Raw genomic sequence first — 23,908 nt, forward strand, 5'->3', positions numbered from 1 at the left:
AACCCAGAAGGAACAGAGAAACCTGAAACACCAGGTGAAACGAACCCAGAAGGAACAGAAAAACCTGAAATACCAGGTGAAACAAACCCAGAAGGAACAGAGAAACCTGAAACACCAGTAGCATATGAAGTTGTTATCGTTTCAGAGGCAACATGTGACTACATCCCAGAAATTTCGTATGAAGTAGTGGATGCGAAAGGTAACACAGTTGCATCAGTATCAAATATTGATAGCAATACGAATAAAGAGTTACACTTAGAAATTGGTAATTACAAAGTATTATTAGAAGACGGTACTGTACTTAAAGAATTTACAGTAACAGATTCAACGAAGAAGCAAATTGTAAATGTAACATTTGAATGTTCAGATATGACTTTATCTGTAAGTGCAAATGGCTTCTTCGGCGGTAAAGTACCACCTAAGTTAAACATTGTGCCGGTAGTAAATGGCTATCCTCAATGTGACAACGTACAAGGTACAGTGTTAGTAAATGCAACAAGTAACACAACAATCGATGTTTCAGGCTTAAGCAAAGGTGAATATGCTTTAGTAAATGCAGAGTTATGTAATGATCAAGTAAATGAGCCAGTGCAAGAGGCAGTGAAGTTTATCGTAGGTGAAGATAAGCCAGAATCGATTGTCATCACGCCGGACTTAGTAGGTGCAGAAGATGCAGAGAATGAAGAAAAACCATCTGCTCCAACACCAACACCATCAACACCGTCTTATCCAGCAATGCCAGCTATTCCAGTAACGAACTACGCAGTGGAGTTAAATGACGCGTGTGAAAAATCAGAAACAGTAGTATATGAAATTTACAATGCAAATGGTTCACTTGTAACAACAGTGAAACCAGATACAACAGGTAAAGTTCAGTTCTTAGTTCCAAAAGGCACGTACAAAGTAGTGAAGCAAGGCAACCCAACGTCTCAATTTGATACCATTACGGTAACGGGTTCTAAACCAGTTGAAACGTTCACGTTAACAAATTGTGATGAGGTAGAGGTGAATGACTTAGTAATACCGACACCTTCAACACCATCAACAAATACACCAAACAAGCAAACAGAGCTTGTACAATTTATTGAGAACCCTGCATGTGAAGCAAATCAAACGTATTCAATTTACACGAAAGACGGCAAGTTCGTACAAAATGTAAAAACAAATAATGAAGGCGTAGCAATGGCGTTCTTAGCAACAGGTGAGTACGTATTAAAAGATGCAAATGGTGAAGAAGTTGCAACATTCACGGTGACGAAAGATGCTCAAAACCGCGTTGCATTCTCAACAATTTGTTTAACAGCGAAAGATCCAAATAACAATAATGTAAACAAACCTACATTACCACCAGTGCTTACTCCAGGTGAAACACCAGGAGTAACGGAAGAGCCAGGTACACCAGGTGAAACACCAGGAGCAACGGAAGAGCCAGGTACACCAGGTGAAACACCAGGAACTACACCAGGCACTACATCAGGAGTAACAGAAGAGCCAGGTACATCAGGTGAAACACCAGGCACAACGCCAGGAACGACTCCAGGTACATCTGGCACAACTTCAAGTAACACATCAGGTACTACTGGAGGCGTAACAACAACTCCAGGAAATGTAACAGGTAGCACATCAACAACTGGTGGCACAACAAGTTACGTACCATCAAATAACAGTTCGGTAAAACCAAGCACTAGCACATCATCAACAACTGCTACGAGCAACGGTACAACATCGAACGCGGCAACTGCAACAACTACGACAGCAAGCAACAAGTTACCGCAAACAAACGTAGATGAGCGTTCATCAAATTATTTACAACTGTTAGGTTTACTTGTTATTGTATTAGCGGCATTCGTATTCGTTCGTCGTCGTCAATTAAACAAATAATTGTGTTATGAGAAAGCCTTACGCGAGGAAACTTGCGTAAGGCTTTTTTTACGAAATGCGCCGCGTCGATTATAATGAAAGAAAGAGTGAAGGAGGGCTGTATAGTGATGCGATATAAAGATCGAAAGCTTCATGAGGAAAAGGTGTTTAAAGATCCTGTGCATAGCTATGTACATGTGCGCGATCAAGTCATTTGGGATTTAATTAGCACGAGGGAGTTTCAGCGGTTGCGTCGTATTCGCCAGCTCGGGACGACATTTTTAGTGTTCCACGGAGCGGAGCATACGCGCTTTAACCATTCGCTTGGAGTGTATGAGCTCATGCGACGACTCGTAGATGACCATTTTAAAGGGCGTGCGGAGTGGGATGATAGCGAGCGATTAGTCGTATTGTGTGCGGCGTTACTACATGATTTAGGGCACGGACCGTTTTCACATGCGTTTGAAAACGTATTTCAACTTGACCATGAGTTTTATACGCGTGAAATTTTGCTCGGCGATACAGAGGTTAATGCGGTGCTGCGAAAAGTAAGCGATGATTTTCCGCTTAAAGTGTCGCAAGTTATTGAAAAAACGTATGAGAACAAGCTTGTCGTGAGCTTAATTTCGAGCCAAATGGACGTGGACCGCATGGATTATTTGCAGCGAGATGCGTTTTATACAGGGGTGACGTACGGGCATTTTGATTTGGAGCGCATTTTGCGTGTCATTCGACCAGCGAAGGAGCAGGCGGTTATGAAGTATAGCGGCATGCATGCGGTCGAGGATTACATTATGTCGCGCTATCAAATGTATTTACAAGTGTACTTCCATCCGGTGTCGCGCAGTGCGGAGGCGATTTTGAATCATATTTTACAGCGCGCGAAGCATTTGTATATGACGGATTATGCGTTTGATATTGAGCCGCGACCGTTCGTGCCATTTTTTAAAAATGACATTACGCTGCAAGATTACGTGGCGTTAGACGAAAGCATTTTACTTACATATTTCCAACTATGGATGAACGAAAAAGACGATGTGCTGCGTGATTTATGTACGCGCTTTGTGAACCGTCGCCTGTTCAAATATAGCAATTTAAATAGCGATGAAGATATGGAGCGTTACGTGAAGCTTCAAATTTTATTTGCGAAGGCGGGCATTGATCCGCTTTATTACTTAGTGTCTGATACGACGTCGGACGATTTTTATAAGGCGAGTGCGCAAAATCCAATCATGATGCTCATGCCGGACGGAAGCTTACAGGAGCTATCGACGGTGTCACCGATTGTCGAGGCAGTCATTGGCAAGTTAAAGCCGGATCGTAAAATTTATTACCCGCTCGATGTCGTCGAAGCAATTGAAGATGATGCGCTGCGTAACGAAATTTTAACGTTGCTGCGTCGAAAATGAAAAAGCTAGTGCCGCCAAATTTGTGATATGTTCCTCAATAGGTAGACAGATAAAAAATAAAATCTGTTACCTGTTGGGGGATATTTTTTATGGCATGAAGTAAGCATACAGTGGAACAAAAAATAGCAATTCTTCAATTTGCATGAGTTTCAGTCATTTGAGGAGTTACGAAAGGCTATAGATGTTTATAATCAAAAACAATTAAACGACCTGAACTCTCTAAAATTCAGAGTTCAAGCCGCTTAGCTTAATTTTTATTATTTCCATTGTGTATGCGTTTGTAAACGGTCGAACGCGTTTAGCATTTCCGGTGTCGCTTTATCGAGTGGCGTTTTATTTTTAAACGTCGCTTGAATGTGTAAGCGGTCGGCACCGTCAAATGCGCACGTAATAAGCGTTAATAATCGCTTATTTGGCACATCGTCTAGCACGTACACCGCAGTTGGCTCAACGACTTCTGAAATCGTTACTTCATACGTATAGACGTCTTGTAAATCGGTAATATAAATGAGCTCGCCAATTTCAAGACGGTGAAGCGGACTAAATAATACGTCCGTTCCTTCGAGGTTGTGACTAGCAAGCGTGTAGTTGCCTTCACCGAGCTGCTGTGATTCTTTCATCGTACCCGCGCCAGTTGCGAGTGCCGTTTCGCTCAAGCCTTTTGCGATCGGTAAACGAATGTTCACAGACGGAATGGCAATTTGCGCGATGACCGGCACGTAGCTTTTTGTCGATTGTAGCGATAAAATATCGGTTAACGTTAGCTCCTCGATGTCGTCGAAATTGTATGAAACGTCGGCGCCGATATTTTCAGCGATTGTATCAGCATCGATATCGAGTAAATCGCCGGACGCTGTACTAATAAAATGCTCTTGAATTGGTTGATTAAAAATTAATAACACACCTGAAAAGATGATGGCGATTAAGATGAGATTGACGACGATGTTTGTAAGTCGTTTCATCGTATTTACGTTAGGCGACGATTACTTATCGCTTTCACGTACACCTGCTTTTGCGAAGTGGTTTTTTTGCATTTCTTCTAAGATGATTGTTACACTTTCTTTTGGTGTGCTAAGTGAGTTTGAAATCGCTGCTGTTACTTCTTCCACTAACGCGCGTTTTTGGTCATCTGTACGACCTTCTAGCATTTTTACTGTTACGATTGGCATTGATGATACCTCCAAAGTAGAATTATAGTGTATAGTATTTATAATAGCGTATACGGAGGTATTTTCATATGACGAACGAAGAAAAACCAAAACAAAAATTAGGCTTTACGATTATTAAAAACGACCCGACAGACGGGCATAAAGGGTTCGGCATAGGCTCATTGTCGCTTGAAAACATTAGCCCAGTCATCATTGATGTAGAGGAAGAGCGCGCATTCGTTGATATCGGCGCGATGCATGCACGTAGCGACGTTGAGCGCGGCATTAAGTTTACGATGAACCGCGAAGACTCTGAAGGCGGCAAACCGTACTGGCTCGTATGGGTAACGATTGAGCAAATGCCAGAGGGTGCGTATTTTGCGGGCGTAACAGCTTGTGAAATGGTCGTGAACCGCGAAAAGCGCCGCGGCTACAAAATTTTAGCCGACCATGTGAACCGCATGGATAAGTCGCTAAAGCGCAAAATTATGGTCGACAACATGGACGACGTATCAAAGCGCGTGCTAGCGGAATTTTTACAATCGCACGACAAATCGGTATGGGATCGCAGCAGTGAAGAGCTGCATCAAGGGTTGGCAGTGCAGGAGTAAGTGAAGCCGGAAAGTGGAATGGTTTGGTACAGAAGTGTATTCCGAGCGTTCATCGGATGAGTTTCATAGTAGGAGTTTGATGACGGAGCGTGTGAAGCGGCGACTCCTAGGGGAAAAGAACGTGCCGAGAGACTTGCTTTAGCAAGGCGAAAGTAGCGGCGGTTGCGCCACGTCCATGTGGCACCGCCCGCATGACCAACATCGTGTTCGCCGCCGTTCCCCCTAGAAAGCGTCCGCGTAACGTAGCGTAGTCGAACAGCAAACAAGTGCCATCAGGAAAGGTTGAAATTCCTGATGGCACTTGTTTTTTCTTCGCCACTATTTAATTAAATAAATCCAACCAAGAATCCCACCAATTTTTATACGTTTCTGGCTCGGTATATTTATCCGATGGGCTGCATGAATCGCTCGGCATATCGTCGTCTGCTACGTAAATCGTTGCGGTTGGGCCTGTGCAATATTCCGTTGCAACGTTGCCGCTTTTTAGCTCGACTTCGACTGCTGTGACACCCGAAGGCTCTTTAAATGTAACGTTTTGACCGGCGTGAACCGTTTCCATAAACTGCGCCCACACTTCTTTAGCAGCAGCGTGATCTGCATCGACATCGAGTGCGCCTTCGTCAAAGCCGTTCCACACACCTGCTGTTACGATTGGTGAGTAGCCAATCATCCATTGGTCGGTGTCGGTCGTGCCAGATTTAGCGGCGTACGGGTGGGTCAGTTTGTTTGTTAGTGTGACACCTGTAGCATATAAGTACGTGTTAAATGTTGGGTCGAACATGCCGCGCATCATTTGCGTTAATAAAAACGCATCTTCCTTTCGTACGAGACGTTTGCGCTCGACTTTTTTCGCTGTCGCATCGTATAAAACGTTGCCGCGCTCGTCGGTAATTTTTAAAATCGTCGTCGGCTGTACGTCGTTACCTTCGTTGCCGAAAATAGCGTATGCAGTCGTCATGTTGTGCAGCGTTACGTTCGTCGCACCGAGCGCGGACGATGGCACATGTTTAATTTCAACGCCGAGCTTCACATCGTCGAGCAGGCGCTGAAATGCTTTGTAGCCGATATCTTCGAGCGTGTTAACGGCGTACACATTATCGGAAATCGCGACTGCTTGAGCCATCGTAATATTGTCGCCGTACTGACCGTTAATGTTTTTTGGTGTATATTCCTTGCCGTCATATTTTAGCGTCGTTTGCGATACGTCGACAAATGTGAGCGGGCTGTAGCCTTTTTGTAGTGCTGCGGCGTACAGAAGCGGCTTCATCGTTGAGCCAGGCTGACGCTTCGCCTGTGTGACGCGGTTGAAATTGCTCGTTGTGTAATCGCGTCCGCCAACGAGTGCTGTAATGTAGCCTGTTTGCTGCTCGATGCTAATGAGTGCAGCTTGCAAGCTCGTTTTTGGCATTTGATCGCGAATGGCGTTTTCAGCTGCTTGCTGGTGCTGTTTTTTGAGCGTCGTTTGAATTTCCCAGCCGCCTGTGTCAATGTTGCGTCCGACATCTTCTAAAATGGCGCTCGCTTCCAGCCATGCTGTATCTAAAAAGTACGGTGCTTGTGAGTTCGCTGTTTTCCATTCGTTGTTTGTGAACGTCAGCTTTGCTGCAACTGCGGCTGCTTGTTCGTCAGCTGTAATGTAACCTTCGTCATGCATAAGCGTTAAAATGACGTGTTGACGAGTTGTCGCCTTTTGTAAGTTGACGACAGGTGAGTAATACGTCGGCCCTTTCGGAATACCGGCAAGCATCGCACTTTCTGCTAGTGTGAGCTCGCTTGCGGATTTGCCGTAATAAAAACGGCTCGCCGCTTCAATGCCGTACATGCCGTGACCGTAGTACACCGTATTTAAATAGCCTTCTAAAATTTCATCTTTTGAATAAAATACTTCTAATCGATACGCATAGAGCGCTTCGTTCAATTTGCGCGTCCACGTTTTTTCGTGCGTTAAATATAAGTTTCGCGCATATTGCTGCGTCAATGTACTGGCACCTTGCGACTTGCCGCCCGCTTGCACGTTCGCGATGATCGCTGCGCCAATACGTTTTACGTTAAAGCCGCTGTGCGAGTAAAAATCTTGGTCTTCAACGGAAATGGTTGCGTTGACGACGTGTGATGAAATGTCGTCAAGCGTGACCCAGTAGCGGCGTTCGTTAACGTAATGGTCACCGATTTGCTCACCTTCCGCATTTAAAAACACCGTCGCTTTTTGTACAGTAAGCGGTGGTGCGCCTGCAATTTGTGCGTAAATGCGCAGCGAAATGAGTGCGCTAATTAGTATGATCGCCAATGCACCGAACACCATTGCGATGCGGTATCGACGTTTCGATTTTCGTTTTTTCACACGTGAGGCGGTTTGCTGCGCTGCTTCGTCGCGTTGTTCGGGTTTTGCGCTGTTGTCGACTTTGCGCTCATCCATGTTCATCACCTCATTTATTGTTGTTGCGAATATGTTTGTAAATTTCGAAAAGTTCACACATAGCTATTGAACTTTCACATAAAACCACTATACTTTTTTTGTACTGCTTAAATTATACGCGTTGTTTTGAAAAAAAGTTTCGCGCGCTAACATTACGATTAAGTAAGGTAGTATAAAGGAAAGCATCGTTTCGATAAAGCATTTTGCTTGGCGAATACGAAATATAAATAGTAGGTGAATAGATTATGCGTTTTGATGAAACATATGCAGGTAATGTATTTATTAAAAGCCATCCAACGTATGAGGATGCAAAAGCTGTATTATATGGCATGCCGATGGACTGGACAGTAAGCTATCGTCCAGGCTCACGCTTCGCACCAGCACGTATTCGCGAAGTATCAATCGGTTTAGAGGAATACAGCTTCTATTTAGATCGTCATTTAGAGGACGTAAAAGTATTTGATGCAGGCGACATTCCACTACCATTTGGTAACCCAGGTAAATCGCTTGAAGAAATTAAATCGTTCGTGCGCCAAGTTGTTGCAGACGGTAAAGTACCAGTCGGCATGGGTGGCGAACATTTAGTGTCGTTACCAGTAATGGAAGCGGTGTACGAAAAGTATCCAGACATGGCGGTTATCCACTTTGACGCGCACACGGATTTACGTACAGATTACGAAGGTGAGCAATATTCACACGCAACACCAATTCGTAAAATTGCAGACCAGATCGGACCGCATAACGTGTATTCATTCGGCATTCGCTCTGGCTTAAAAGAAGAGCTTGAATGGGCGAAAGAAAACGGCATGCACATTTCATTATTTGAAGTGCTAGAGCCACTGAAAAAAGTATTACCAACATTAGCAGGTCGCCCTGTTTATGTAACGATTGATATCGACGTATTAGACCCAGCACACGCACCAGGTACAGGCACAGTAGACGCAGGTGGCATTACGTCAAAAGAGTTACTTGCATCGATTCATGCGATCGCAGGCTCAGATGTAAACGTTGTCGGCTTTGACTTAGTAGAAGTATGTCCAGTATACGACCATTCAGAAATGACGGCAAACGCTGCAGCGAAGTTCCTACGTGAAATGATGCTCGGCTGGATTAAGTAATTATTTGTGTTATGAGCGTGTTTTGCGGCTCGCGTTCCTGGGGCCCGGCGGCGAACACGATGTTGGTCATGAAGGCGATGCCACATGGACGTGGCGCTTATCGCCTTCCTCAAGCCTCCTCGTCGTTCGTGCCTCACGACTGCGGGGTCTCGAGGCTCGGGCTATTCCCCAAGGAGTCTCGCCGCTACACGCTCACGCATTATTACGTATAAAATAAAAATTTAATGAAGCTGTGCTGAAAGTCAAAATCGACATTCAGCACAGCTTTTTCGTTGTATAATGAACAAATATGACAACGAGACTAACATATAAGGAGTTTTATATATGATCATCCAATCTATTGAAATTTTTAAAATCGAGCTACCACTCATCGAACCGTTCGTCGTAAGCTACGCGACGTATCCGAACATGCCATCGATCATTACGAAGTTAACAACGACGTGTGGTATCGTTGGCTGGGGCGAAGCAGTTCCAGATGAGCACGTAACAGGCGAAACGTTAGAAGGTACATTTGCTGTATTAAAGCATCATTTAGCACCGGCTGTTATCGGTGAAAACGCGATGAATTTTGAGGCGCTGCACGAAAAAATGGACGCAGCAGTTTACGGCGTGCCAGCAGCGAAGGCAGCAATCGACATTGCGTGCTTCGATGCAGTCGGCAAAAAGCTTGGCGTTCCTGCGTATCAACTTACAGGCGGACGCTATCACGAAAAATTCCCGATTACGCACGTGTTAAGCATCGCAACACCTGAAGCGATGGCAGATGAAGCGGCTCGTCGCGTCGATATGGGCTACACGTCATTTAAAATGAAAGTCGGTCGTGACGTTGCAAGTGACGTTGCGCGCATTCGAGCAGTTCGCGAACGTGTCGGTGAAGCAATTGCGATTCGCGTTGACGTCAACCAAGGCTGGGTGAACGCGGCAAATACATTACAAGCAGTGCGTCAGCTAGAGCAGCTAAACATCGACTGGCTAGAACAACCGGTAAAGGCGGACGACATTGACGCGATGGTAGCAATCAAGGCGAAGACGACGATTCCACTCATGATCGATGAAGGCTTGCGCGGTGTACGTGATATGCGCGAAATTATTGCGAAAAACGCAGCGGACAAAGTGAACATTAAGCTGATGAAATGCGGCGGCATGTATCCCGCGATGAAGCTTGCGCATATGGCACAAATGGCAGGCATCGAATGTCAAATCGGCTCGATGGTTGAGTCGTCAGTCGGTTCAGCAGCAGGCTTCCATGTAGCGTTTTCAAACAAGGCGTTTACGAGCGTTGAGCTAACAGGACCGCTGAAGTTTTCAAAAGATATCGGCAACCTCCATTACGACGTGCCGTTTATCCAATTAAACGAGCGTGCAGGACTTGGTGTGGATGTAGACGAGGCGATTTTAGCGGAACTGACAGACGAAAGCGTTGTGGTGAGCTAAATGTATGACGTACAAAAACTGACGCTCGCACACATTCCACAGCTTCAAACGTTGCAGCAGCAAGTCATTGATGCGCTGCCGGACAAAACGATGTTACAGCCGCTTGATGAGTCGGAGCTGCGTTTTATTTTAGAAGGTAACGGCGTCATGATCGGCTTGTTTGCAGACGAGCAACTCATCGCGTTTCGTGCGCTGCTGGAGCCACCGATTGATGACGAGCATTTAGGGCGCGACATCGGACATGCGAATTTAGACGAGGTGCTGTATCAAGAAATTTCAAACGTGCACCCAGATCACCGTGGACAAGGGCTGCAGCAGCAAATGGCACAGCACATTATGCAGTATGTCGATACGAATAAGCATAAAATCGTTTGTGCGACGGTCATGCCATTTAACATCGCAAGCTTAAAAGATAAGTTCGCACAACGCATGCATGTCGCAGCGCTAAAGTTAAAATACGGCGGCAAGCTTCGTTATGTGTTTGCAAAATCGCTCGTTGAAGAAACGGCTTGGGAAGACGAGGCGATTGTCGTTCCGATGGGTGAAACGGAAGCACAGCAACAGCTACTGCGCGACGGCTATTTCGGCGTATCGATGGAGAGAAGAGGCGACGGTTGGTTCGTATTATATAAAAAGCGTACAAAACACAACTTTGCTTGAATCGCTGAAAATTTCATCCTATAATAAGAAGGTTATAGAAAAAGCGTTGGAGGGGTTCCATTGAAAAGCGACATTGGAAAGCGTGTCAATATTCGGCTAACATCGGCGATTTCTTATGCTGAAGGTGAGACGGAAAGTGTCGAAATGTGGTTAGATGGGCACATCGTCGAAAAAAATGGTACGAAATATTTGCGCTATACAGAAGAACACGAATCACAATCGATTAAAACGACGATTAAGCTAGCAGAAAATCAATCGTTCATTATGCGTAAAGGCTCAGTCGATATGCGCTTGCCGTTAAACGTAAAGCAGCGCGAAACAGGGCATTACACGAGCGAGGTCGGTTCATTACCTTTATGGATCGATACAGCACATCTTCACTATACAACTGAAACTGAACAGCAAAGCCAATTTGAAACGAAGTATGCACTTCATGTTGGTGGACAATTAGCTGGCACATATACGTTAAAATTAACTTTTACGGAGGAATAAACATGAACGCAGTAGAGCAAGTACAACAGTCGATTAAATCGGCAATCGCAGCAGCTGTTGAAAAAGCACAGCTAGTAGAAGCAGGCACGGAGTTAAACATTCATTTAGAATCGCCAAAGGATAAAGCAAACGGCGACTACGCAACGAACATTGCGATGCAGTTAACGAAGCTTGCGAAAAAGCCACCGCGCGCAATCGCAGAAGCCATTCTTGAAAACTTAGACACAGCAGGCACAGATATCGAGAAAATCGACATCGCAGGCCCTGGTTTCATGAACATTACGGTGAAAAAAGATTTCTTAACGCAAGTTGTGAAAGCAGCTCTTGCACAAGGCGCGGATTACGGTCGCTCTGAAGCAGGTCAAGGCGAGAAAGTACAAGTCGAGTTCGTATCAGCAAACCCAACTGGTGACTTACACTTAGGTCACGCACGCGGCGCATCTGTTGGGGATTCGTTATGTAACGTGCTAGACGCAGCAGGCTATGCAGTATCACGCGAGTACTACATTAACGACGCAGGTAACCAAATTAACAACTTAGCGTACTCATTAGAAGCGCGCTACAAGCAAGCGTTAGGAATGGACGCACAAATGCCAGAAGACGGCTACCACGGTGCAGACATTGTTGAAATCGCTGGCAAGTTAAAAGAAGAGTTCGGCGCAGACATTTTAGATAAATCAGATGAAGAGCGCTTCAAGTTTTTCCGCGAGCACGGCTTACGTTTAGAGCTTGCGAAATTACAAAACGACTTAAAAAACTTCCGCGTAGAATTTGACGTATGGTATTCAGAAACTTCTTTATACGGCAACGGCAAAATCGAGCGCGCATTAGATAAATTAAAAGCGAACGGTCACATTTTTGAAGAAGAAGGCGCGACATGGTTCCGCTCAACAACATTCGGTGATGACAAAGACCGCGTATTAATTAAAGGTGACGGTTCATTCACATACTTAACGCCAGACATCGCGTACCACGAAGACAAATTACAACGTGGCTTCGATAAGTTAGTAAACATTTGGGGTGCTGACCACCACGGCTACATTCCGCGTATGAAAGCGGCGATCGAAGCACTTGGCTACGACCGCGGTACGCTTGAAGTAGATATTATCCAAATGGTACAGCTGTATAAAAACGGCGAGAAGTTCAAAATGTCAAAACGTACAGGTAATGCTGTTACGATGCGTGAATTAGTCGAAATGGTCGGCTTAGACGCAGTGCGCTACTTCTTCGTAAAAACAGCGGGCGACTCGCATATGGACTTCGACTTAGATTTAGCGGTATCGCAATCAAACGAAAACCCAGTGTACTACGCGCAATATGCACACGCACGTATCGCATCGATTTTACGTTCTGCAAAAGAGCAAGGGTTCGAAGCATCAATTGAAAACCTTGATTTATTAACAGCAGAAAAAGAAATCGATGTGCTGAAAAAAGTGGGCGACTTCCCGAAAGTGATCGCAGAGGCGGCAAAACACCGCACACCACACCGCATTGCGAACTACATTCAAGAAACTGCGGCAACGTTCCACAGCTTCTACGGTGCAGAAAAAGTAATTAACGCAGACAACAAGGAGCTAACAGAAGCTCGCCTTGCATTAATTACAGCAGTCCAAACGACAATCGCAAACGCATTACGCTTAATCGGTGTATCAGCGCCAGAGAAAATGTAATAATAAATCAAAGCTGCTCGGAAAGAAATTTTCGAGCAGCTTTTTTGTCGTTGCGATATACGCTGAAGCATCATATTCGTGCTGACTACAACATGCGTGCGGTGTCACTTGTCACGTTCATGCGGCATGCTAGGCGCGAATATGATTTTTTTACCGCGCTCATCGAAATTGTGGCTTTACCTATACTATTAAATCGTTTGTGTGTGCTTTTTAAATATACCGCAGATGTGTAGACTAGCCATTTTTAGCCCGCTAAATCAATTGTTTTTAGCAACAAGGAAATATATGCAGTATCGTCATGGCAGTGAACATGCGGCGAGACTCCTTAGGGAACAGCTCGTGACTCAAGACCCCACAGACGTGAGGTACGAACGTCGAGGAGGCTTGAGCCGAGCCCTAGGAAAGCGAGCCGCAATCAGTTCACTGCCTATTGCTAGTTAATCAATATGCTTGCTGTTAGATATAATGGGAACAGCTAATGGGATGAACAATATTATTCGAATATTTCCTAAAATCACGAAAAATTCGTGCGCATCGAAAAAAATGCGCTATAATATAACACAATTGCATACATCAACTAGGTTCCTTCGTAAAAGGATGAAAAGGGAAGTCGGTGCAAATCCGACACGGTCCCGCCACTGTAACTACGAGCACAAATGCGACATACCACTGAGCAATCGGGAAGGTGCATTTGATTGGCGTAGAAGTCAGGAGACCTGCCTAGCTGATTTTTTAGCAACCACTTACGAGGATAAGTGTGTATGGCAACTAACCATATACATATGCTCGTTTTAGCGTTTTGCTAAGGCGAGCTTTTTATTTTATACAAAGGGAGCGAATAAACATGAAACGTTGGAAATTAGCAATGACAGCTGCACTTGCAACATCGGCGTTAGTTGCGTGCAGTGACAAAGAAGAAACGACGAATGAAGCAACGAACGAAACGGAAACAGACGGCGCGTACCCGTTAACCGTAACGGACGCAAGCGGCACAGAAATTACAATTGAAAAAGAGCCAGAGCGCATCATTTCGATGATCCCGAGCAACACGGAAATTTTATTTGAGCTCGGCTTAGGCGATGAAGTGATTGCGGTGACAGACATTGACGATTACCCAGCAGAAGCGGCAGAAAAAGAAAAAATCGGTGCGATGGAATTTGACTTTGAAAAAATTATTTCGTTATCACCAGACGTTGTATTTTCACATGAATCAGCAATGGGTGTATCAGAAGCAGGCATCGAGCAGCTACGCGCAGCAGGCATTGACGTATTCGTTGTAGAAGATGCGAAAAACTTCGAGCATACGTACGAAACAATTTATGATATTGCAGAAATTACAAATACGACAGAGCAAGCAGACGAAATCGTTACTGAGATGAAAGCACAAGTTGCCGACATTCAAGAAAAGCTTGCGGACGTTGAGCCGAAGCGTGTATTTATCGAAAACTCAGATGCACCTGAAATTTATACAGCTGGCTCAAATACGTTTACAGACGAAATGTTAAAAATGATTAAAGCAGAAAACGTTGCGGCAACACAAGAAGGCTGGTATTTAATTAGCTCAGAGGAAATTATTACGCAAAACCCGGACGTTATTTTAGTGTCATACAGCTACGTGCCAGACATTTTAACGACGCTGCCACTGCGCCCAGGCTTTGAGACAATTGCCGCGGTAAAAAACAACGCTGTATTCCAAATCGATGAAGATACGACAAGTCGACAAGCACCACGTTTAGCAGAAGGTTTACTCGAAATGGCAACAGCAATTCACCCAGAGGTTTTCAGTGAATAAAAAATATGTGCTTGCCTACACGATTGCACTCGCTACGTTAATTATTACGATGTGGCTCGGCGTTGCAATCGGCTCGGTACGCATTCCGCTTGAAGTGTTATGGAATCCGAGCATAAACGAAACAGCGGCGAACATTTTATGGCAAATTCGCATGCCGCGCGTGCTGCTTGCCGCTCTCGTTGGCGCAAGTTTAGCAATTGCAGGGGCGGCGTTTCAAGGGCTGTTAAAAAACCCGCTTGCTGATCCGTACACGCTCGGCATTTCGTCAGGTGCGTCGGTCGGAGCAGTCGCCACGATTTTCTTTAGCATTTCCGTTCCGCTACTCGGCATTTTTACATTGCCAATTTTTAGCATGATTGGCGCCATTGTGACGATGTTTCTTGTGATGAGTTTTGCGCGACTAGTTGACCGCACGATGAAAATGGAGACGCTCATTTTAACCGGTATTATTTTTAGCTCATTTTTAGGCTCGATGATTTCGCTCATGATTGCACTTACAGGTGAGGAGCTGCGCCAAATTATGAGCTGGCTTCTCGGCAGTGTGTCGATGCGCGGCTGGCCGTACGTGCAAATGATTATTCCATTCGTCATTATCGGCAGCTTCATTTTATGGTGGAACCGCCGTGAGCTAAATGCGATGCTGTACGGTGAGGAGCGCGCGCAATATTTAGGCGTCAACGTAAAGCGCAGTAAAATGCAGGTGCTTATCGGCGGGTCGATGCTCACTGGTGCGGCCGTTGCGGTATCGGGCACGATCGGATTCGTCGGCTTAGTCGTACCGCATATGACGCGCATGCTTTGGGGAGCGGATCATCATCATTTATTGCCGCTATCAATGCTGCACGGTGCGTCACTGCTCATCATTTGTGACTTAATTTCACGCACGATTATTGCGCCGACTGAGCTACCGATTGGGGTTATTACATCGTTCGTCGGTGCGCCAGTATTTGCGTATATTTTCTTTAAACAACGTAGAAGGAAAGGTGTGGCGTAATGTTACATGTACAACAAGTAAGTGGAGGGTACGGCAATGAGGCATACGTACAAGACGTATCGTTTACTGTGCAAAAAGGGGAAATTCTCGGCGTGCTCGGTCCAAACGGTAGTGGCAAGTCGACGATGCTCAAGCTCATTAGCGGTGCGCTCCCGATGCTGTCTGGCGATGTAGCATTGCAAGGTAAGCCACTTCGCGCGTACGCACCGAAAGAACTCGCTAAAAAGCTAGCCGTCTTGCCGCAGCTGCATGCCAATACATTTACGCATACAGTGCGCGAAGTTGTATCGCTCGGACGTTATCCACATCAAAGCGGCTTTTTCTCAAGCTGGCGTGACGAGGACGAACAAGCAGTCGTACAGGCGATGGCACAAACGGACGTGATACAATACGCCGATACCGAAATGGAATTTTTATCTGGTGGTGAACAGCAGCGCGTATTTGTTGCACAGGCGTTAGCACAAAAGGCGGACGTGTTATTTTTAGACGAGCCGACGAACCATTTAGATATTGCGCATCAGCGTCAGCTACTCGACATGGTGCGCACTGAGGCAAAAATACACGGCTTAACGGTCGTATCGATTTTTCACGATATGAACTTAGCTGCGCTTTATTGCGATCGCCTATTGCTGATGGAAAAAGGGCGCGTTCGCATTATTGGCGAGCCGCATGAAGTGCTCGTTGATGCGCAAATTGAACAAGTGTACGACGTCGATGTTGTCACGCGTGCTCACCCGAAGGAAGCGACACCACAAGTGACGATTTTACCGAGCGTGTCGTTGCAAAAGGAGGCACGTGTGACAGCGGAGCATATTCACATTACAGAAGAAGCGGTCGTGCTACAAAGTCCGCTGCCACTGCGCGTATTATCATCAGCTGTATACAACGCAGGGCTTGGCTGGTATCGCACACTCATTAATCGCACTGTCGATCCGCTATACGATGTGACGAATGTAAGCGATGAGTTTGCGCAATTTATTCGCAAGCTCGGTGCATTACCGACAAACTGCGTCGGCATGATGACAGCGCTCACGACAGATCACGCTGTTATTCGTGAATTCAACAGCGAAGCGGGGCATTTAATCGTCGCTGTAACAGCGGGCGTCGGCAAAGCAATCGACGTCTCAAAAACTTGCGAGCGGACGTCGCATTACGAGGTCGGCACGATTAATACGTGGGTCATCGTGAATGGCGAGCTTACCGATGAAGCGTTCGTGCAAGCGATGATGACCGCGACTGAGGCGAAAGTAAAAGCGTTACAAATAGAGGAAGTACGCGATCAAACGTCGAATACGATTGCGACGGGGACAGCGACCGACAGCATTTTAATCGCGAGCACACAACAAGGTCAGCAGCACGCTTATGCAGGAACGGCGTCGCTTCTTGGTAAGTGGGTTGGACATGCCGTATTTGAAACGACCGTTGAAGCAATTCAGCGCTATAAACAACTAAAGGAGATGGCACGATGAAAATTTATACAAAAACAGGTGACACAGGGAAAACAGGCTTAATCGGAGGACGCGCTGCAAAGGATGACATTCGCGTGGAAGTGTACGGTACAGTAGACGAGCTAAACTCATTTGTTGGCAAAGCAATGACGGAGCTAGATGAGGAAACGTACGCGGACATTTTAAACGATTTACATGCGATTCAACACGAGCTATTTGATTGCGGTGGCGATTTAGCAAACGTTATGAAGGAGCCACAATTTAAATTAACAGAAGAGCCAATTACCGTGTTAGAAAATCGCATCGACGCACTTGTAGACGAAGCACCACCGCTTGAAAAGTTCGTTTTACCAGGCGGCACACCAGCTGCGGCGACGCTTCATATCGCTCGCACAGTAACGCGTCGTGCAGAGCGTCAAATGGTGACATTAACGACGGAAGTAGAAGGTGTAAACGTCGTTGTACAAAAGTATTTAAACCGTTTATCAGATTATTTCTTCGCTGCAGCTCGTGTTGTGAATTTCCGTGCGGGCGTACAAGACGTTGAATATGCACGTGGCGGAAAAGTATTCCATACGAAAAAGAACGAAAAATAAACGAAAGTGGAGCGCGCAACTAATATGTTGCCATAATAAATGTGTAGCATACGTAAAAAAATTACCGCGTTCATTTTAAAAATACTATTCGAAACGACGAGGATTCGAATAGTATTTTTTTGTGTTTTATTGCATCGGTACATGAGCGGATGAATGAATGCGAAGTAGATATACATCATCGACAACGAAAATCGTTATAGCGCACGGTAGTCGAAATGACAGGCATATTTTTTTACTGGCAACGGCGCATAGCTACCTCCTTATTCATGTGAAGTTTATATCAAATTGTTAATACTAACATGCGATGTAATCCGTATAAAGCCCTTTTTAACATAAACAGCTTTTTTGAAATTTCGTACATATTTTGACATTTATAATAATAAAGTGTAAAACGATTTTATAAATAGCGTGAAAATTATGTTTACATAATGTATCATTTTAAATACAAACTTACGTCAATATACTCGTTTAAGTTATTTTTTTAAACTGTGTCATATTGACTGAATAGTCATTCATAATTTACAATGATGACAACAAAATGGGGATTTGTTGAAAGTGAAAAGGGGGGACGATGATGGATATTTTCTTAATCGTGACATGGGTACTGACGATTGCAGCTGTCGCATACGCTGTTGGACTGTTCGTGTACTTATTAAAAACACGTTATGAATTCATCAAGTTAGGGAAAAAAGTAGAGTTTGACGAGAGCGTAAAAGAGCGTATATCTCAAATTATGGAAAAAGTATTTGGGCAAAGTAAGTTATTAAAAGATAAAAAAAGTGGTGTAATGCACGTCATGTTCTTCTACGGGTTTTTACTCGTACAGCTCGGTGCGATTGATTTAATTATTCGTGGTTTAGCACCGGATCATCATTTACCACTTGGGCCATTATACGGTCCGTTCGTATTTTTTGAGGAGCTAGTAGCGCTCATTATTTTAGTTGCCGTGGCGATGGCGTTCCACCGTCGTTACGTTGAAAAGCACGTTCGCTTAAAGCGCGGCTGGAAAAACGGTTTAGTATTAATCTTCATCGGTGGCTTAATGCTATCAACGTTATTAGCAAATGGCTTTGCGATGATTTGGCATGAGCATACGACGTTCAACGGCTTTGAGCCAGTTGCATCGACTGTTATGCTTGCATTTTCTTGGTTACCACCAACAGCAGGTATGGTTATGTTTTACGTATCATGGTGGGTTCATTTACTCATTTTATTAACGTTCTTAGTGTACGTACCACAATCAAAGCACTTCCACTTAATTACGAGTGTCGGCAACGTATACTTCAACCGTCTTGACCGTGTCGGGACGCTTGAGCCGATCAAGTTTGATTTAGAGGACGATGAAGAAGCGGGCGAAGAAGACGTATCGTTCGGTGTCGGTCGCATTGAAGACTTCACTCAAAAGCAGCTGCTCGATTTATACGCATGTGTAGAGTGTGGCCGCTGTACGAATATGTGTCCAGCATCAGGTACAGGTAAAATGCTGTCGCCAATGGATTTAATTGTGAAGCTACGCGACCATTTAACGTTCACTGGTGCGGTAACGACAAAATCAAAGCCGTGGGTACCATATCAATTCTTTAAAAACACAAAAGGTAATCAGCTTGCACTAGCTGCTGGGGCAGAAGGTGCAGTCATTGAAGATATTTACAGCCCATCATTAATTGGTGACGTTATTACAGAGGAAGAAATTTGGGCATGTACGACTTGCCGTAACTGTGAAGACCAATGTCCAGTAATGAACGAGCACGTAGATAAAATTATCGACCTGCGTCGTTACTTAACGATGACAGAAGGTAAAGTAAATCCGGATGCACAACGCGCGATGACAAACATCGAACGCCAAGGGAATCCGTGGGGCTTAAACCGTAAAGAAAAAGAAAAATGGCGCGACTTAGATCCATCCATTAACATCCCAACAGTAAAAGAAGCGAATAAGTCAGGGGAAGGCTTTGAGTATTTATTCTGGGTTGGTTCGATGGGGTCATTCGATAGCCGCTCACAAAAAATCGCATTAGCATTTGCTCGTTTAATGAACGAAGCGGGCGTGAAGTTTGCGATTTTAGGTAACAAAGAGAAAAACTCAGGTGATACACCACGCCGCTTAGGAAATGAGTTTTTATTCCAAGAGCTTGCGACGGGTAACATCGACGAGTTTGAGAAAAACGAAGTAACAAAAATTGTAACAATCGATCCGCATGCGTACAACATTTTCAAAAATGAGTACAAAGATTTCGGATGGAATGGCGAAGTGCTTCACCATACAGAGCTACTGTATGATTTAGTGAAGGAAGGGCGCCTAGCGATGAATCACCGAGTTGATGAAACGATTGTATTCCACGACTCATGTTATTTAGGTCGCTATAACGGCGTGTTCGATCCGCCGCGTGAAATTTTACGTGCTGTGCCAGGCGTAAAGCTTGTCGAAATGGAGCGTAACCGTCAAGATGGTATGTGCTGTGGCGCTGGTGGTGGTTTAATGTGGATGGAAGAGCATGTTGGAAACCGCATTAATGTTGCCCGCACAGAGCAGGCATTACAAACGGATGCGTCAATGATTTCTTCAGGATGTCCGTACTGCTTAACGATGCTTTCAGACGGTACGAAGGCGAAGGAAGTAGAGGACAAAGTAGGTACGTTCGACATCGCGGAAATTTTAGAGCGAGCTGTATTCGGTGATGTACCGACAGTTGAAACAGAAGAAGGTACATTAAATTAACCGTATGCCATATGAACAACTTCAAAAAAATGTATATTAAATAGCTGATGCGTGGCATTTTCGTGACAGCATTAAAGAGTGGGGAACATCAAAGTTTCCCGCTCTTTTTTTGGTTTTTTGACGGGAAATGCAGCGCAGATTTCTACTAAAAATTCAATAAAATGATTTTTCAGAAAAAATAATATTGAAAAAATATTCTAAGTTTAGTACGATATTAAGTAGGTAAGGGGTAAAGTTTCTTTTTTATTTACATATCAGTTGAGCGAGCGTTCAGTCGTATTAATGCTTGAAACACTTATCTAACAAAGGGGATAGAGAAATGACAAGAACAGTAATTTTAGACGGTGCACGTACAGCATTTGGTAAATTTGGCGGCGCTTTAAGCAGCCTAACAGCAGCGGATTTAGGTGGCGTAGCAATTAAAGGGGCACTAAATCGTGCAAACGTAGCACCAGACGAAGTAAACCAAGTAATCATGGGTACAGTGTTACAAGCTGGACAAGGGCAAATTCCTTCACGTCAAGCAGCTGCAAAAGGCGGCATCCCATTCAACGTAAAAACAGAAACAATTAATAAAGTATGTGCATCAGGTATGCGCAGTGTAACGCTTGCAGACCAAATTATTCGTTTAGGTGAAGAAGATGTAATCGTTGCAGGTGGTATGGAATCAATGTCAAATGCACCTTACTATTTATTAAAAGATCGTTGGGGCTTACGCATGGGCGATGGCTCTGTAACAGACGGTCTATTATATGACGGCTTAACTTGCCCGTTTAATGAAGAATCACGCGTACATATGGGCGTTTACGGTAACGCAACTGCTGAGAAATTCGAAGTAACGCGCGAAGATCAAGACGCATGGGCATTACGCAGCCAACAGCTTGCGGCAAAAGCGATTGAAGAAGGTAAATTTGCTGAAGAAATCGTGCCTGTAGAAGTACCACAACGTAAAGGTGATCCAATCGTATTTAATGCAGACGAATCACCACGTGCAAGCACAACGACAGAAACGCTTAGCAAATTGCGTTCAGCATTCGGCAAAGGCGGTACAATTACAGCAGCGAACGCACCAGGTATTAACGACGGCGCTGCGGCACTTGTATTAATGAACGAAGAAAAAGCAAAAGCAGCAGGTAAACATGTGCTTGCGACAATTATCGGTCACGCTGAAGTAGGTGTTGAGCCAGCACGATTCCCTGAAACACCAGGTTTAGTCGTAAATGAAATTTTAAAGAAAACAGGCAAAACGATTGACGATATCGCATTAATCGAAATGAACGAAGCGTTTGCGGCAGTATCACTTGCAAGTGCGAAAATCGCCGAGTTACCGGAAGAAAAAATTAACGTTAACGGTGGTGCAATCGCATTAGGTCACCCAATCGGTGCATCAGGTACGCGCATCATTTTAACGCTTGCGTATGAATTAAAACGTCGCGGCGGCGGTATCGGTATTGCAGCAATTTGTTCAGGTGGCGGTCAAGGGGATGCCATCATGATTGAAGTGAAAGGGGAATAAGCAGTTCATGTCAATTCAAACAATTATGGTCATCGGTGCAGGACAAATGGGCTCAGGTATTGCGCAAGTTTGTGCAACAGCGGGCTACGACGTTATTTTAAATGATCAAAAGCAAGAGTTTTTCGATCGCGGTTTAGCGAACATTACGAAAAACTTAAGCCGCGACGTTGAAAAAGGTCGTAAAACAGAAGAAGAAAAAGCGGCGATTTTAAGTCGTCTGCAACAATCTTTATCGATTGACGACGCGAAAAATGCAGATATCGTCATCGAAGCAGCAGTTGAAAATATGGAAATTAAGCAATCGATTTTCCGTCAGTTAGATAGCATTGCGCCAGCGCATACAATTTTAGCGACGAACACATCGTCATTACCGATTACAGAGCTTGCGGCTGTTACAAACCGTCCGGAAAAAGTAATTGGCATGCACTTCATGAACCCAGTACCAGTAATGAAGCTTGTTGAAGTGATTCGTGGTTTAGCAACGACGGATGAAGTGTACGAGGCAGTGCGTGATTTATCAGTGAAGCTAGAAAAAACACCAGTTGAAGTAAATGACTTCCCTGGATTTGTGGCGAACCGTATTTTATTACCGATGATCAACGAAGCGATTTACACAGTGTATGAAGGTGTAGCATCGATTGAAGACGTAGACACAGTAATGAAGCTTGGAATGAATCATCCGATGGGTCCACTTACGTTAGCTGATTTCATCGGCTTAGATACGTGCTTGGCGATTATGGAAATTTTACATGAAGGCTTAGGTGACAGCAAATACCGTCCTTGTCCGTTATTACGTAAATACGTAGCTGCTGGCTGGGTAGGTAAAAAATCAGGTCGTGGCTTCTACGTGTACGAATAAAGGATGTGTTATAGATGGATTTACGTTTTACAGAAGAGCAGCTAATGATGCGAGATATGGTGCGAAGCTTTGCGAATGACAAAATTGCGCCATTTGTCGAAGAGATGGAAAAAGGCGTATTTCCGCGTGACATTTTAGCGCAAATGGGAGAACTTGGGTTAATGGGCATTACTGTACCAGAGCAGTACGGCGGTGCAGGAATGGACTTTACCTCTTACATTATTGCGATCAATGAGCTTTCACGTGTAAGTGCAGTCGTTGGCGTTATTTTATCCGTTCATACATCAGTTGGAACGAATCCAATTTTATACTTCGGTACAGAAGCGCAAAAGCAAAAATACGTACCAAAACTTGCATCAGGTGAATATTTAGGTGCGTTTTGCTTAACGGAGCCAAGTGCCGGTTCAGACGCCGCGTCGCTTAAAACACGCGCTATCAAAGACGGCGATGAGTACGTGATCAACGGCTCGAAAGTGTTTATTACAAATGGTGGTGAGGCGGATGTATATATCGTGTTCGCTTCGACAAATCCAGAAGCGGGTGCAAAAGGCATTTCAGCATTCATCGTTGAAAAAGGCACAGAAGGGTTTGTTGTCGGGAAGGATGAGCATAAAATGGGGCTGCACGGTTCTCGCACCGTTCAGTTAACATTTGAGCAAATGCGCATACCTGCTGAAAACTTACTTGGTGAAGAAGGAGAAGGATTTAAAATTGCGATGGCAAATTTAGATGTAGGGCGCATCGGTATTGCAGCACAAAGCTTAGGCATTGCAGAGGCAGCTCTTGGGTATGCTGTTGATTATGCAAAAGAGCGCGTGCAGTTTGGTAAACCGATCGCTGCGCAGCAAGGGGTTGGCTTTAAGCTTGCTGATATGGCAACAGCTGTTGAAGCATCACGCCTTCTCATCTTCCGTGCCGCCAATCTTCGAGCTCAAGGGCTTCCTTGTGGACAAGAAGCGTCGATGGCAAAATTATTTGCATCAAAAACAGCTGTTGATGTATCGATTGACGCTGTGCAAGTATTTGGTGGCTACGGTTATACGAAAGACTATCCAGTAGAGCGCCTATTCCGCGATGCGAAAGTAACGGAGATTTATGAAGGTACAAGTGAAATTCAACGTTTAGTAATTAGTAAAAACTTAACAAAATAGAAAAGGGGATTTATA

At 44.7% G+C, this 23,908-nt stretch carries 19 protein-coding genes and 1 riboswitch; of the genes, 16 read left to right on the plus strand and 3 right to left on the minus strand.

Translation table 11 applies throughout. The features are described 5' to 3' along the window. Together A6K76_RS14520 and A6K76_RS14525 are read left to right on the plus strand one after the other, a co-directional pair. On the plus strand, window positions 1-1,881 hold a 1,881-nt coding region (locus A6K76_RS14520; protein ID WP_066466320.1), incomplete at its 5' end, for an LPXTG cell wall anchor domain-containing protein. Between the two features lie 107 nt (window positions 1,882-1,988). Then, a complete protein-coding gene (locus tag A6K76_RS14525; protein WP_066466379.1) occupies window positions 1,989-3,269 on the plus strand; it encodes an HD domain-containing protein in 1,281 nt (426 codons plus the stop codon). Between the two features lie 257 nt (window positions 3,270-3,526). Here the strand turns inward: A6K76_RS14525 and A6K76_RS14530 are convergent, their stop codons facing one another. Both A6K76_RS14530 and A6K76_RS14535 read right to left on the minus strand, forming a co-directional pair. After that, window positions 3,527-4,231 (minus strand): class A sortase, encoded by a 705-nt coding sequence (locus tag A6K76_RS14530; RefSeq protein WP_066466321.1) that lies wholly within the window; start codon window positions 4,229-4,231, stop codon window positions 3,527-3,529. Between the two features lie 21 nt (window positions 4,232-4,252). After that, a complete protein-coding gene (locus A6K76_RS14535) occupies window positions 4,253-4,438 on the minus strand; it encodes a 2-hydroxymuconate tautomerase (protein ID WP_066466322.1) in 186 nt (61 codons plus the stop codon). A 68-nt stretch (window positions 4,439-4,506) separates the two neighbouring features. Between A6K76_RS14535 and A6K76_RS14540 the strand changes: the two genes are divergently transcribed. Next, window positions 4,507-5,028: a YwhD family protein gene (locus A6K76_RS14540; RefSeq protein ID WP_066466323.1), complete on the plus strand. Its 522-nt coding sequence runs from the start codon at window positions 4,507-4,509 to the stop codon at window positions 5,026-5,028. A 322-nt stretch (window positions 5,029-5,350) separates the two neighbouring features. On the opposite strand, the gene A6K76_RS14545 is transcribed toward A6K76_RS14540, so the two are convergent. Beyond that, entirely contained in the window at window positions 5,351-7,444 is a 2,094-nt protein-coding gene (locus A6K76_RS14545) for a transglycosylase domain-containing protein (protein WP_083995481.1), read from the minus strand. A 245-nt stretch (window positions 7,445-7,689) separates the two neighbouring features. Between A6K76_RS14545 and speB the strand changes: the two genes are divergently transcribed. The 13 genes from speB (at window position 7,690) to A6K76_RS14610 (ending at window position 23,893) form a co-directional block, all read left to right on the plus strand. Next, entirely contained in the window at window positions 7,690-8,562 is an 873-nt protein-coding gene (speB, locus tag A6K76_RS14550) for an agmatinase (protein WP_066466324.1), read from the plus strand. 324 nt (window positions 8,563-8,886) lie between these two features. Beyond that, window positions 8,887-9,996, plus strand: coding sequence for a mandelate racemase/muconate lactonizing enzyme family protein (locus tag A6K76_RS14555; protein ID WP_066466325.1), 1,110 nt, complete (start codon window positions 8,887-8,889; stop codon window positions 9,994-9,996). Next, window positions 9,997-10,656 carry a GNAT family N-acetyltransferase gene (locus A6K76_RS14560; RefSeq protein ID WP_066466326.1) on the plus strand — a complete coding sequence of 220 codons (660 nt, stop codon included), beginning with the start codon at window positions 9,997-9,999 and terminating at the stop codon, window positions 10,654-10,656. 60 nt (window positions 10,657-10,716) lie between these two features. After that, window positions 10,717-11,148, plus strand: coding sequence for a YwiB family protein (locus A6K76_RS14565; RefSeq protein ID WP_066466327.1), 432 nt, complete (start codon window positions 10,717-10,719; stop codon window positions 11,146-11,148). A gap of 2 nt (window positions 11,149-11,150) precedes the next feature. After that, complete coding sequence (argS, locus tag A6K76_RS14570; RefSeq protein WP_066466328.1) at window positions 11,151-12,818, plus strand: arginine--tRNA ligase; 1,668 nt, start codon at window positions 11,151-11,153, stop codon at window positions 12,816-12,818. A 562-nt stretch (window positions 12,819-13,380) separates the two neighbouring features. Beyond that, window positions 13,381-13,556, plus strand: a riboswitch (cobalamin riboswitch). A 106-nt stretch (window positions 13,557-13,662) separates the two neighbouring features. Beyond that, the gene (locus A6K76_RS14575; protein WP_066466329.1) at window positions 13,663-14,610 is read left to right on the plus strand and encodes an ABC transporter substrate-binding protein; all 948 of its coding nucleotides are present in this window, start codon (window positions 13,663-13,665) and stop codon (window positions 14,608-14,610) included. Between the two features lie 49 nt (window positions 14,611-14,659). Then, window positions 14,660-15,604: a FecCD family ABC transporter permease gene (locus tag A6K76_RS14580; RefSeq protein WP_211271778.1), complete on the plus strand. Its 945-nt coding sequence runs from the start codon at window positions 14,660-14,662 to the stop codon at window positions 15,602-15,604. After that, window positions 15,604-17,073, plus strand: a complete 1,470-nt coding sequence (locus A6K76_RS14585; RefSeq protein ID WP_066466331.1) for a heme ABC transporter ATP-binding protein — start codon at window positions 15,604-15,606, stop codon at window positions 17,071-17,073. Before A6K76_RS14580 ends, A6K76_RS14585 begins: the two co-directional genes overlap by 1 nt. Then, on the plus strand, window positions 17,070-17,648 hold the full coding sequence (locus tag A6K76_RS14590; RefSeq protein ID WP_066466332.1) for a cob(I)yrinic acid a,c-diamide adenosyltransferase: 579 nt from the start codon (window positions 17,070-17,072) through the stop codon (window positions 17,646-17,648). The genes A6K76_RS14585 and A6K76_RS14590 overlap by 4 nt, the downstream gene beginning before the upstream one ends. A 574-nt stretch (window positions 17,649-18,222) precedes the next feature. After that, window positions 18,223-20,367: a (Fe-S)-binding protein gene (locus A6K76_RS14595; protein WP_066466333.1), complete on the plus strand. Its 2,145-nt coding sequence runs from the start codon at window positions 18,223-18,225 to the stop codon at window positions 20,365-20,367. A gap of 319 nt (window positions 20,368-20,686) precedes the next feature. Continuing rightward, window positions 20,687-21,883 (plus strand): acetyl-CoA C-acetyltransferase, encoded by a 1,197-nt coding sequence (locus tag A6K76_RS14600; protein WP_066466334.1) that lies wholly within the window; start codon window positions 20,687-20,689, stop codon window positions 21,881-21,883. A gap of 7 nt (window positions 21,884-21,890) precedes the next feature. Continuing rightward, window positions 21,891-22,742 (plus strand): 3-hydroxybutyryl-CoA dehydrogenase, encoded by an 852-nt coding sequence (locus tag A6K76_RS14605; protein WP_066466335.1) that lies wholly within the window; start codon window positions 21,891-21,893, stop codon window positions 22,740-22,742. Between the two features lie 14 nt (window positions 22,743-22,756). After that, window positions 22,757-23,893 (plus strand): acyl-CoA dehydrogenase, encoded by a 1,137-nt coding sequence (locus A6K76_RS14610; RefSeq protein WP_066466336.1) that lies wholly within the window; start codon window positions 22,757-22,759, stop codon window positions 23,891-23,893. Window positions 23,894-23,908: the final 15 nt, after the last annotated feature.

The sequence above is a fragment of the Caryophanon latum genome, assembly GCF_001700325.1.
Lineage (GTDB): Bacteria > Bacillota > Bacilli > Bacillales_A > Planococcaceae > Caryophanon > Caryophanon latum.